Genomic DNA, 13,024 nt, shown 5'->3' with positions numbered 1-13,024 from the left:
ATAATATATCGAAAAATAATACTAAAGATAGAAAATTAAAAATATAAAAGAATAATGTCCGACGAAATTTTAAAATTACACCATGTATTGACATATATCGAGAAGAATAGTTGTTATAATTAAATTACAAATTATGGGAATTGGGAGGAAGATATATGCAGTACAGACTTAATGGAGGAGCATTTAAAAGATTTGAAGAAGGAATAGACAATAATAGTAAAGTAGAAGTGAGGAATGAGCCTACGAAGCTAGCAGTTATTTTTATAGCTACATTATTGTTAAGTAGAGTTACTATAATGATTGGAGAAGGTGATATAGCTGGAGTATCTCCATTTGGGTTAGCCTTTTTAATTAGCGTAGTTGCTGGAAGAGAACAGAGTAAGGTTGTTGTAGCTTCTGTTGGAGCCTTGATTGGATATTTTACAATAAATGCTACATTAAAAGATGGATGGATGTATCTAATAACTGTTCTTATGGTATTAGGGTATAGCTTAGTTATAAATAAGCTTCAAAAAAGACTAAATGAAAAGCATTTATTCTTTATAGTATTTTTAAGCTATATAATTTATGGATTAGTGATAAGTAATTATGATATAGGAGTTAACGTAACAATTGCAGGGTTAAATACGATTCTTGTCCTTCCTATATATTATGTTATAAAGTATGGATTGAAGTGTGTAGGTGAGTATAATACAAACTATTTCTTTAATATAGAAGAAGTAATAAGCATTGCAATAATAGTGTGTTTGATGATTGCAGGAATTGGTGGAATAACTATTGCAGGAGTTGGTATAAGAAATATAGCATCACTTGCCACTGTAATATCAATAGCTTATATTGGTGGAGCTGCAAATGGAGCTGCTATTGGAATTGCAATGGGCGTTGTTGTAGGAATTACATCTGGAAACATGATAAGCGGAATTGGACTATATGGAAGCATAGGATTAATGGTAGGATTATTTAAAGAAACTGGTAAGGTATTCTCATTCTTATCATCTATAATGGTTTATTTGATTCTTTCACTATATTCTCAAGGGTTGCATATGGAAGGAATTATTGAGATATTAGTAGGAGGAATGATTTTCCTAATAATTCCTAAGAAAATATTTAATGGGTTAGAGGTTGAAATGTGTCAGGAGACTAAGGTAGATACTATAAATGAGGAGCATCTATCCCAAGTTAAGAATGAGTTTTCAAGAAAAGTACAGGGCTTTGGAAATGCATTAGATATGTTAGCAACATCCTTAAATAGTATTTCAGATAATAATAAATTACAATATAAAAATAGAAGTACAGCATTAGTTGAAAATCTAGCAGATAGAGTATGTAGTGTATGTACAGATTGCAATAAATGCTGGGAAAGAGAATTTAATCAGACATATACAGCTTTTCAAGAGCTTTTAAAGGGAAGAGAAGAAGGAAGACAAAATTTCCCTATAGAACTTGAAAAAAAGTGTATTGGTAAATCAGAACTTATAAGAAATTCAGAAGAAATATTAAATATACTAAATGCCAATGAAATTACAAGAAGGAAGCTAGAGGAAGGTAGAAAACTTGTAGCAACTCATATAAGGAATGTATCAGATAATTTAGATAATATGGTTTCAGATTTTAAACGTGATGTTACTTGGTGCTCAGAGCTTGAAAGAATAATTAGAAAAGAACTTAATAAGAATTCAATAAAGTATAAAGAAATATTCTGCTTTACAGATAAAGGTGGAAGAATGAATATAAAGGTAAGTATGGAGAACTGTTCATGCGGAACATACTGTATAAAGAATATACTTCCAGTAGTTAATGAGTTAGTGAGAACTCCAATGATGATTAGTGAAGAAGGATGTAGAATACAACCAAACAATAAGGATTGTGCTATATTCTTAAAAGAAATGCCAAGATATAAGGTTGTCTCTTATGCTGGTATGAGAGTTAAAGAAGGAGAACAACAAACTGGAGATACTTATTCTTTTGGAAGATTAGAAGGTGGACAATATATAACTTTATTAAGTGATGGAATGGGATCAGGTCCGGAAGCTGGAAAAGAGAGTAAAATAACTGTTGATTTAGTTGAAAAATTTATTGAGGAAGGATTCGGAGTTGAGACTGCATTAAATACAGTAAATTCAATAATGAGTATGAAATTTGAAGAGGATGAGAAATTCTCAACATTAGATTTAAATACAATAGACTTATATACAGGTAAAGCATCATTCTATAAAGTTGGTGCAGCAGCTAGTTTCATAAAGAGAGGAAATAAAATAAAGAAAATATCATCTAATATGCCGCCTTTTGGATTGGTGGATAAGGTAGAAATAGAAAGTACTGAAGAAAGGATTAAAAACGGAGATATAATAATAACACTAAGTGATGGAGTTCTAGATGTCGATAAGAAGGGGGTCGGAGATTCTAGGTGGCTTGAAGATTATCTTGTTAAGAAGGGAAGTGATCCTAAGGAACTTGTTCTAGATATATTAGAATATTCTAAAGAAATTAACAATGGAACTATAAAAGATGATATGACTATTGTGGTATCTAAGGTTTATTCTGCATATTAAAATGTAGTTATGTTAATAATAAAAGCTGGCTTGTAGTCAGCTTTTATAATTTTAATATTACAAAATGTGTAATATTAAGGTATGATATAAATGAATAGTTATACATAGGAAGTGAGAAAGTTGATTAACGATTTTATTAATTATATAGAAGAAAATGAACTTTTAAATAAAGGAGATAGAGTTCTAGTTGGATTATCAGGAGGTCCAGACTCAGTATGTTTATTACATTTACTACACACTATAAAAGATAAATATTCTTTAGAAATTGGAGCAGCTCATATAAATCATATGATTAGAGGAGAAGAGGCATTAAAAGATGAGGAGTATGCTAAAGAGCTTTGTGGACAATTAGGAATAGATTTTTATAGTATAAGACTTGAGATAGAAAAAATAGCAAAAGATAGAGGAATATCTAGTGAGACTGCTGGAAGAGATGAAAGGTATGGATTCTTTAATAAAATAAGTAAAGAAAATGGATACACAAAGATTGCTACAGCTCACAATGCTAATGATCAGGCAGAAACAATAATAATGAGAATGATGAGAGGTACTGGTCTTGAAGGCTTAGGAGGAATTCCTGTTATTAGAGATGGAATATATATAAGACCCATACTATTTTTAGAAAGGGAATATATAGAAAAGTATTGCGTGGATAATAATTTAAATCCTAAAATTGATAAGACAAACTTAGAAAATATATATAGTAGAAATAAAATAAGATTAGATATATTGCCTTATATGAAGGAAAATTTTAATGGAGATGTAGTTAAAGCTATAAATAGAATGAGTTTATTACTTCAAGAAGACAATGATTTTATCAATAATAAGGCTAAAAAGGCTTTTTCTAAGTATTGTATAGTAAAAAAAGATGAAATAATACTAAGTAGGGAATTATTTGATAAAGAAAAGGCTATAATTACTAGAGTAATAAGAAAAGCTCTGACAACTCTTTCAAATAGTACTTATGATTTTGAAGTGAAACATATAAAAGAAGTTATAGAACTTAAAGATATAGGAACAAATAAAAGAATAGATTTACCTAATGGAATATATGCTGAAAATATATATGGTGAAATATATATAAAGAAGAAGGAAAGATTATTAAAAAAACAAGATGATATTCATGAGGTTAAAATAAAAAAAGATGAGTTAGATGGGTTACAAGTAGATTTTTTAGGTTGTCTTATAGAATTTGAAGTAAAAATAAAAGAAAAAAATTTAAAATTTAACAATAATGACTTAATTAAGTATTTTGATTATGATAAAATTAATGAGTATGTTACTCTTAGAAAAAGAAAAAATGGGGATAGAATAATACCATTAGGTATGAAAGGTAGCAAAAAAATAAAAGATATATTTATTGATATGAAAATACCTAAGGATTATAGAGACAATATTCCAGTTATTGAGTTTGATAATGAAATTGCATGGTTATTAGGCGTTAAAACATCTAATACATATAAAGTAACTAAACAAACAGAAAACATTATTAAGGTAGTGTGTAAAAGAGAGGAATTATAGTCATGAGGGAAGATATAAAAGAGATATTATTTAATGAAGAGGACTTAGCTAAAAAAGTCAAGGAATTGGGTGCTGAAATAAGTAAAGATTATGAGGGTAAAGATTTACTTGTAGTTGGAGTTTTAAAAGGATCAGTTTTATTTGCATCAGATCTTATTAAAAATATAACTATACCTTGCGAAATAGATTTTATGGCAGTATCAAGCTATGGTGATGCAACAGAATCATCAGGTGTTGTAAGAATATTAAAAGATTTAGACCATAGTATAGAAGGTAAACATGTACTATTAGTTGAAGATATAGTTGATAGTGGAATAACATTAAGTTATTTATTAAAATACTTAAAAGCAAGAAGAGCAGAAAGTATTGAAATTGTATCATTACTTAATAAGCCAGAGAGAAGAACAGCAGATTTAGATGTTAAATATATAGGATTTAAAGTTCCTAATGAATTCATAGTTGGATATGGAATCGATTATGCTGAAAAATATAGAAATCTACCTTACGTTGGCATATTAAAAGAAGAAGTATACAACAAATAAAAAAATTCAAATATTTACAAATAGGAATTATTGTAATTAAAAAAATCATATGGTAAAATTTAAAATATTATAAAGAGAGGGGGGCCTTGAATGAAAAAATATTCAAGTGCAGCTGTATGGATTGTCACATTAGCGGTACTGATTTTTGCATCAGTAGCCTTGTGGGAAACAGGTAATAAATCAGATACAATCTCATATAGTTCTTTCCAACAAAAGTGGAGTTCTAACGAAATAACTAGCATATATGTTCGTGAAGACGATATGACTATAGAAGGTGTAATGAACAATAATCAAAAATTTATAACATATGCACCTGAGACAATGCTTACAAAGTTAATTAGTGAAAATCCTAAGAATAATGTAAAAGTAGAATTTGAAAAGCCTTCAAATAGTGGAGCATGGTTATCTATTATACCAACAGTGCTTATGGTTGTATTATTCTTAGTACTTTTATTTGTAATGACACAACAATCTCAAGGCGGCGGTGGTGGTCGAGGGGTAATGAACTTTGGTAAAAATAGAGCTAAAGTTGCTACTCCAGATTCTAAAAAAGTAACATTTAAAGATGTTGCTGGTGCTGATGAAGAAAAGCAAGAATTAGAAGAAATTGTTGATTTCTTAAAGGAACCGTCAAAGTATACACAAATGGGAGCTAGAATACCTAAAGGAGTTCTTTTAGTAGGTCCTCCTGGAACAGGTAAGACTTTACTTGCAAAAGCGATAGCTGGAGAAGCTGGTGTACCATTCTTTAGTATATCAGGTTCAGATTTCGTTGAAATGTTTGTCGGAGTAGGTGCATCAAGAGTTAGAGATCTTTTTGCAGATGCTAAAAAGAATGCTCCATGTATAGTATTTATAGATGAAATAGATGCTGTAGGTAGACAAAGAGGAGCAGGTCTTGGTGGAGGTCATGATGAAAGAGAGCAAACTCTTAATCAATTACTTGTTGAAATGGATGGTTTCGGAATGAATGAAGGAATCATAATGATAGCGGCAACTAATAGACCAGATATTTTAGATCCTGCATTATTAAGACCAGGTAGATTTGATAGACAAATAGTTGTAGGAGCTCCAGACGTAAAAGGTAGAGAAGAAATTTTAGTAGTTCATACAAGAAAGAAACCTCTAGCTGATGATGTTAAGTTAGATGTCCTAGCAAAGAGAACACCAGGGTTCTCAGGTGCTGATTTAGAGAATCTTACTAATGAAGCGGCACTACTTGCAGTTAGAAGAGGAGATAAGGCTATAACAATGCTAGATATGGAAGATGCGATAACAAGAGTAGTAGCTGGTCCAGAAAAGAAAAGTAGAGTTATTAGCGAAAAAGATAGAAAACTTACGGCTTACCATGAAGCAGGTCACGCTGTTGTGATGAAGTCATTAAAATATTCAGATCCAGTTCATGAAATAAGCATAATCCCAAGAGGAAGAGCTGGCGGATATACTATGTACCTACCTGATGAAGATAGATCATATACTTCAAAGCTTAGACTTAAAGATGATATGGTTGGACTTCTAGGAGGAAGAGTTTCAGAACAACTTATTCTTGGAGATATAAGTACTGGAGCTAAGAATGATATAGATAGAGCTAGTGCAATTGCTAGAAGTATGGTTATGGAATATGGAATGAGTGAAAAGCTTGGAACAATTTCATACGGATCAGATCAAAATGAAGTATTCCTTGGAAGAGATCTTGGAAGAGGAAGAAACTTCTCAGAAGAAATAGGAGCTGAAATTGATAGAGAAGTTAAGAATTTTGTTGATGAAGCTTATGTAAGAGCCGAAGCTATACTTAGAGAAAATATGAGCAAATTACACGCTGTTGCTCAAGTACTTCTAGAAAAAGAAAAGATAGAAGGTAAAGAATTCGAAGAAATATTTAATAAAGCGTAATTTAAAGGTTCTGTGAAAACAGAACCTTTTTGTTTTATATAAAAATATAATCAGGAAATATACGAACTATAAGTAATAAAAAACAATAAACGTTCGATAAAATGCTTCAAAAAATTTAAAACAAATGGTATACTCGTAATATGTAGGGTATAATAATAGATAATTTTTAGAGAACTGAAATTTATTTAATAAGAAATGAGGTTAGTATTAATGAAAAGCGATATTAAGATAGCTCAAGAAGCAAATATGGAATATATAACAAAGGTAGCGGAAAAATTAAATTTAAATGAGGATGATATAGAATTATACGGAAAATATAAATGTAAAATATCATTAGATGCACTAAAAGAGAAGCAAGGAAATAGAGATGGAAAATTAGTCCTAGTAACAGCTATAAATCCTACACCGGCAGGAGAGGGGAAATCAACGGTTACAGTAGGACTTGGAGATGCATTGCGTAGAATGGGTAAGAATTCAGTTATAGCACTTAGAGAGCCATCTCTTGGGCCTGTATTTGGTATCAAGGGGGGAGCTGCTGGTGGTGGATATGCGCAAGTTGTTCCTATGGAAGATATAAATTTACATTTTACTGGTGATATGCATGCTATAACATCAGCTAACAACTTGTTATCAGCAGCTATAGATAATCACATACATCAAGGGAACGATTTAAGAATTGACTCAAGAAGAATAATTTTCAAAAGAGTTATAGATATGAATGATAGAGCATTAAGAGAAGTTGTTGTAGGTCTTGGAGGAAAGATTAATGGTTTTTTAAGAGAAGATGGATTTATGATAACTGTAGCATCAGAAATAATGGCTATATTATGCTTAGCTAAAGATTTAAGTGATTTAAAAGAAAGAATGGGAAATATATTAATTGCTTATAACTTAGATGGAGAGCCAGTATATGCGAAAGAATTAGGTATACAAGGTGCCATGGCACTATTAATGAAAGATGCAATAAAGCCTAATTTAGTTCAAACATTAGAAAATACTCCAGCTATAATTCATGGAGGACCATTTGCGAATATCGCACATGGATGTAACTCAGTTATAGCAACTAAACTTGCACTAAAACTTAGTGATATAGTAGTTACAGAAGCAGGATTTGGAGCAGATCTTGGAGCTGAAAAATTCTTGGATATTAAATGCAGATATGGAGAATTAACTCCGGATTGTGTTGTTATAGTTGCTACTATAAGAGCTTTAAAGCATCACGGTGGAGTGAAAAAAGATGACCTTAATACGCCAAATATTGAAGCCTTAAAAATAGGTGTTTCAAATTTAGAAAAACAAATAGAGAATATTAAAAAGTATAATGTTCCCGTAGTTGTGGCTATAAATAAATTTACATCAGATAGTGAAGAGGAAGTTCAATTTATAAAAGACTTCTGCAAAGAAAATGGTGTTAGAGTTGCACTTTCAGATGTCTGGGCAAAAGGTGGAGAAGGTGGAATAGAACTTGGCACTGAAGTAGTTGATGTATTAGAAAATGAAGAATCAAAATTTGAAGTTTTATATGATACAAATAATACTATTGAAGAAAAAATTAAAACTATAGCCTGGGAAATATATGGAGCAAATGGTGTAAACTATACACCACAAGCTAGAAAACAAATAGCTGAACTTGAAAAGTTTAATTTAGATAAGCTTCCAATATGTATGGCAAAAACTCAATATTCACTATCAGATAACCCAAATCTTTTAGGTAGACCAGAAAATTTTGATATAACTGTAAAAGAGATAAGAGTATCAAATGGTGCTGGATTTATAGTTGCATTAACTGGAGATGTTATGACAATGCCAGGATTACCAAAGGTTCCAGCAGCGAATAAAATGGACATATTGGATGATGGAGAAATTATAGGATTATTCTAACGTTCTGTTAACTCTTGACAAATACCACTGAATTGTTAAAATTATATTGTTAAAATTAAGTTATTTTATCAGAATAAAAGCAGCTTTAATTATAGCTGCTTTTAACTATATTAAGGTGGTGCTTTTATGATTTTGCTTGTCGATGTAGGAAATACAAACATCGTTTTAGGAGTTCACAAAGATGATAATTATATAGCTAGTTGGAGAATATCAACAGATGCACAAAAAACGTCTGATGAGTATAGCGTACAAGTTATGCAGTTATTTTCTCAGCATAACTTAGATCCAAAGGAAGTTAAGGGGATAATAATATCATCAGTAGTTCCTAATATAATGCATTCATTAGAAAATATGATAAGAAAATGTTTCTGCAGGGAGCCTATAATAGTAGGACCTGGAATAAAGACAGGAATAAATATAAAATATGATAATCCTAAAGAAGTTGGGGCAGATAGAATAGTTAATGCTGTTGCGGCTTTTGAACTATATAAAAAACCAAACATAGTAATTGATTTTGGTACAGCAACAACATTTTGCTCAATAACAGAAAAGGGAGATTATTTAGGTGGATGTATTGTTCCGGGCGTAAGAATTGCATCAGATGCATTATTCGAAAGAGCAGCAAAACTACCAAGAATAGAACTTGAAGTACCTAAAAATATTATATGTAAAAGTACAATTGTAAGTATGCAAGCAGGTATTTTATATGGATATATTGGGCAAGTTGAGTATATAGTAAAGAAAATGAAAAACGAAATGAGAAATAAATGCAATGAAGAACCTATAGTTATTGCAACAGGAGGTCTTGCAAATTTAATTGCTAAAGAGACTGATGCAATAGATATAGTTGATAGCGACTTAACATTAGAAGGGTTAAGATTAATATACAATAAGAATAAGGAGTAAAACTCAAAGAAATGAAGATAGGGAATATAGAATTCGAAAACAATGTATTTCTAGCTCCTATGGCAGGAGTAACAGATATATCATTTAGAGGGCTTTGCAAGGAACAAGGGTGTGGGCTAGTTTATACAGAAATGGTTAGTGCAAAGGCTTTATATTATGGCAGTGAAAATACGCAAAAGCTTCTTAGAATTTCAGATGAAGAGATGCCAGTTGCTGTACAAATATTTGGAAATGATCCTGATATTATGGCAAAGATGGTTGAGGAACATTTTAATGATAGAAAAGATATTTGTATTATAGATATAAATATGGGGTGCCCAGCTCCTAAGATTGTTAAAAATGGAGATGGATCAGCTCTTATGAAAGATCCAAAACTTGCAGCAGAAATTGTAAGAAAGATAAAACAAGTTTCATCAAAACCTGTAACTGCAAAGTTTAGAAAAGGATTTGATGAAGATAATCTAAATGCAGTTGAGTTTGCGTTAGCTCTAGAAGATGCAGGAGTAGATGCTGTAGCTGTACATGGTAGGACAAGAAAACAAATGTATGAAGGAAAAGCGGACTGGAATATAATAAAAGAAATAAAAGATAAAGTGAAAGTGCCTGTTATAGGTAATGGTGATGTATTTACTCCAGAAGATGCTTTAAGAATGAAAGAACTTACTAATTGTGATGGAATAATGGTCGCTAGAGGAAGTATGGGTAATCCATGGCTTTTCAAACAGATACAAAGAATTCTTGAAGGAGAAGCGCTTAAGGAAATAACTCCAGAAGAAAAGATTGATATGTGTATAAGACATTATGAACTAGCAATAAAGTATGACGGATATCATAAAGCTATAAGAGAGATGAGAAAGCATGCATCATGGTATATAAAAGGTCTTCCAAAATGTACAGATGTAAGAAATGAAATGAATGTATTAGAAGATAGTGATGCTGTTATGGAGCTTTTAATAAATTACAAAAACGAATTAAAGAACTTAAAAACTGGCAGATAAAAATGTAAGCTTTTGAATATTACGGAATGTTTATTCAAAAGTTACATTATTTTAAAATACATTTCTGAATAAAGTGTATTATTATGAATAAAGTGGTTATATAATAGATACTATATACTATTGACAATACTTTTAAAAAGTTAGATTTGTTGACATATTATAGGCCCTGCTTTATAATATTTTAAATGAATTTGAATATTCGTTATAGGGCCCAAATTTTGATAGGTTTAAGAAATATTAAATTAAAATATAAACCAGTAGAAGGTTATTAAAGGGGAGTTAAGTATGAGCGAACAAAAAAAATTTGTAATGACTTATGAAGGTGTTAAAAAACTTGAAAACGAGTTAGAGCATTTAAAAACAGTTAAAAGAAAAGAAATTACAGAAAAAATAAAAGTAGCATTAGGATACGGAGACTTAAGTGAAAACTCAGAATATGACGAAGCAAAAAACGAGCAAGCTTTTACAGAAGGAAGAATCCTTCAATTAGAGAATATGCTTAAAAATGCTGAAGTTGTAGATGAATCAGAAATACCATCAGACGTTGTTGCAGTTGGAGCAAAAGTAAAGGTTAAAGACTATGATTTTGATGAAGAAGTTATCTATACAATAGTAGGTTCAGCAGAGGCTGATCCAATGGAATTTAAAATTTCAAATGAATCACCAGTAGGAGCTGGCCTTATAGGTAAAAAGGTCGGAGACATAGTTGAAATATCAGTACCTGATGGAGTAAGTAAATACGAGGTCTTAGAAATAAGCAGATCATAACGGAGGGATAATTAATGTCAACTGAGGAAATGAATATACAAGAATTAGAAGCTCAGTTAAGTGAGCAAGAAGCACTTAGAAGAGAAAAATTAGCTGAATTACAAGCTGCAGGTAAAGATCCATTTGATGTATATAAAGTGGAAAGAACACATAGTTCAGAAGAAGTTAAATCAAACTATGAAGAATTAGAAGGCAAGACTGTAACTGTAGCTGGAAGAATCATGTCAAAGAGAGGTCAAGGTAAAGTTGTATTCTCAGACATACATGATAGAGATGGTAAAATCCAATTATTTATAAAGATTGATGCAGTTGGAGAAGAAAATTTAAAAGCATATAAGAGTTTTGACTTAGGTGACTGGGTTGTTGCGACTGGAGAAGTGTTTAAAACTAGAACTGAAGAAGTTTCAGTTAAGGTTTCAGATTTCGAGTTAATTTGTAAATCATTAAAGCCATTACCAGAAAAATTCCACGGATTAAAAGATCCAGACTTAAGATATAGACAAAGAGAAGTAGATATAATTACTAATCCAGAAGTAAAAGATACTTTTATAAAAAGATCAAAGATAATAAAAACTATAAGAGAATTCTTAGATAATAGAGGATTCTTAGAAGTTGATACTCCAATACTATCACCAATAGCTGGAGGAGCTGCTGCTAAACCATTTATAACTCATCACAATGCTTTAGATATAGATATGTACCTAAGAATTGCTACTGAGTTATATTTAAAGAGATTAATAGTTGCTGGATTTGAAAAAGTTTATGAAATGGGTAAAAACTTCAGAAATGAAGGAGTTTCAGTAAGACATAATCCAGAATTCACTTGTATAGAATTATACCAAGCTTATTCAGATTACAATGATATGATGGAAATCATGGAAAATATGATTGCATATGTATGTGAAAAGGTAAATGGTACAACTAAGGTAATGTATGAAGGAACAGAAATAGACTTTAAGCCACCATGGAGAAGAATTACTATGGTTGATGCTGTTAAAGAATATGCTGGAGTTGATTTCAATGAAATCAAAACAGATGAAGAAGCACAAGCTATTGCTAAAGAAAAGCATTTAGAATTCCCAAAACCTTTAGATAAGGTAACTAAGGGAGAAGTTCTTAATATGTTATTCGAAGAATATGGTGAATCAAAATTAATTCAACCAACATTCTTAGTTGATTATCCAGTAGAAATTTCACCTCTTACTAAGAAGAAGAGAGGAAATGAAGCATTTACTGAAAGATTTGAAGGATTTGTTTATGGAAGAGAAGTATGTAATGCTTACTCAGAACTTAACGATCCAATAGTTCAAAGACAAAGATTTGAACAACAAGCTAAGGAAAGAGAATACGGAGATGACGAAGCATACATGATGGACGAAGAGTTCATGAGTGCTTTAGAAACAGGGATGCCTCCAACAGGTGGTCTTGGAATAGGTATTGATAGAATGATTATGTTCTTAACAGACTCATCATCAATAAGAGACGTATTACTATTCCCAACAATGAAACCAGCAAAATAATAAAATATATTAAGGATATCTCTTTAGAGGTATCCTTTTTTTATGCATTAATATCCTTTAAAATACAAATATGTTAATATATTTGTATGCTTAAAATTGGGAGGAGTTATGAATAGTATTTAGTGAAGTAGTTAGTATTTTAAATATTAATTACAGTGAGTTTTCTATTGCATTATCAATAGTATTAGTTAATTGGTGTAATAGTAATGTTTAAGTGTTATAACATGATTGATTTTAAAAATAGACTTGAAAGAAGTATATATCAGGTCTAGAGAGTATTTTATAAAAGAATTCAATTAAAAATTAATTTTTTTAATAAAAAAGAGTTGCAATTTAATTTAAAGATGATATAATATCAAATGTAGCAAATATTCCGCGATAGCTCAATGGTGGAGCATTCGGCTGTTAACCGACAGGTTGGAGGTTCGAGTCCTCTTCGCGGA

General features: G+C 30.9%; 9 protein-coding genes and 1 tRNA gene. All 10 read left to right on the top strand.

The annotated features are described in order from the left end of the window. The first annotated feature begins 155 nt into the window (after positions 1-155). Positions 156-2,552, top strand: a complete 2,397-nt coding sequence (gene spoIIE, locus ACQPUW_RS13905) for a stage II sporulation protein E (protein WP_430838104.1) — start codon at positions 156-158, stop codon at positions 2,550-2,552. Positions 2,553-2,672: 120 nt separating this feature from the next. Then, positions 2,673-4,073, top strand: coding sequence for a tRNA lysidine(34) synthetase TilS (gene tilS, locus ACQPUW_RS13900; protein ID WP_430838103.1), 1,401 nt, complete (start codon positions 2,673-2,675; stop codon positions 4,071-4,073). 2 nt (positions 4,074-4,075) lie between these two features. Beyond that, on the top strand, positions 4,076-4,615 hold the full coding sequence (gene hpt / locus ACQPUW_RS13895; RefSeq protein ID WP_430838102.1) for a hypoxanthine phosphoribosyltransferase: 540 nt from the start codon (positions 4,076-4,078) through the stop codon (positions 4,613-4,615). A gap of 90 nt (positions 4,616-4,705) precedes the next feature. After that, the gene (ftsH, locus tag ACQPUW_RS13890; protein WP_430838101.1) at positions 4,706-6,508 is read left to right on the top strand and encodes an ATP-dependent zinc metalloprotease FtsH; all 1,803 of its coding nucleotides are present in this window, start codon (positions 4,706-4,708) and stop codon (positions 6,506-6,508) included. A gap of 210 nt (positions 6,509-6,718) precedes the next feature. Beyond that, positions 6,719-8,389 carry a formate--tetrahydrofolate ligase gene (locus ACQPUW_RS13885; protein WP_430838100.1) on the top strand — a complete coding sequence of 557 codons (1,671 nt, stop codon included), beginning with the start codon at positions 6,719-6,721 and terminating at the stop codon, positions 8,387-8,389. A 126-nt stretch (positions 8,390-8,515) separates the two neighbouring features. Next, positions 8,516-9,295 (top strand): type III pantothenate kinase, encoded by a 780-nt coding sequence (locus tag ACQPUW_RS13880; protein ID WP_430835221.1) that lies wholly within the window; start codon positions 8,516-8,518, stop codon positions 9,293-9,295. Positions 9,296-9,306: 11 nt separating this feature from the next. Continuing rightward, positions 9,307-10,293 (top strand): tRNA dihydrouridine synthase DusB, encoded by a 987-nt coding sequence (dusB, locus tag ACQPUW_RS13875; protein WP_430838099.1) that lies wholly within the window; start codon positions 9,307-9,309, stop codon positions 10,291-10,293. A 285-nt stretch (positions 10,294-10,578) separates the two neighbouring features. Then, positions 10,579-11,061: a transcription elongation factor GreA gene (gene greA, locus ACQPUW_RS13870; RefSeq protein ID WP_430838098.1), complete on the top strand. Its 483-nt coding sequence runs from the start codon at positions 10,579-10,581 to the stop codon at positions 11,059-11,061. A 14-nt stretch (positions 11,062-11,075) separates the two neighbouring features. Beyond that, positions 11,076-12,581, top strand: coding sequence for a lysine--tRNA ligase (gene lysS / locus ACQPUW_RS13865; protein ID WP_204596749.1), 1,506 nt, complete (start codon positions 11,076-11,078; stop codon positions 12,579-12,581). A 372-nt stretch (positions 12,582-12,953) separates the two neighbouring features. After that, a tRNA-Asn gene (locus ACQPUW_RS13860) sits at positions 12,954-13,024 on the top strand.

It is taken from the genome of Clostridium sardiniense, assembly GCF_050584765.1.
GTDB classification, from domain to species: Bacteria; Bacillota; Clostridia; order Clostridiales; family Clostridiaceae; genus Clostridium; species Clostridium sardiniense_A.
This window is presented reverse-complemented; position numbering and strand designations above follow the sequence as displayed.

Excerpts from the sequence above, each read along its gene's own strand:
- dusB (WP_430838099.1), top strand. The coding sequence starts at position 9,307 with ATGAAGATAGGGAATATAGAATTCGAAAACAATGTATTTCTAGCTCCT.
- ftsH (WP_430838101.1), top strand. The coding sequence starts at position 4,706 with ATGAAAAAATATTCAAGTGCAGCTGTATGGATTGTCACATTAGCGGTA.
- spoIIE (WP_430838104.1), top strand. The coding sequence starts at position 156 with ATGCAGTACAGACTTAATGGAGGAGCATTTAAAAGATTTGAAGAAGGA.
- ACQPUW_RS13885 (WP_430838100.1), top strand. The coding sequence starts at position 6,719 with ATGAAAAGCGATATTAAGATAGCTCAAGAAGCAAATATGGAATATATA.
- greA (WP_430838098.1), top strand. The coding sequence starts at position 10,579 with ATGAGCGAACAAAAAAAATTTGTAATGACTTATGAAGGTGTTAAAAAA.
- hpt (WP_430838102.1), top strand. The coding sequence starts at position 4,076 with ATGAGGGAAGATATAAAAGAGATATTATTTAATGAAGAGGACTTAGCT.
- ACQPUW_RS13880 (WP_430835221.1), top strand. The coding sequence starts at position 8,516 with ATGATTTTGCTTGTCGATGTAGGAAATACAAACATCGTTTTAGGAGTT.
- lysS (WP_204596749.1), top strand. The coding sequence starts at position 11,076 with ATGTCAACTGAGGAAATGAATATACAAGAATTAGAAGCTCAGTTAAGT.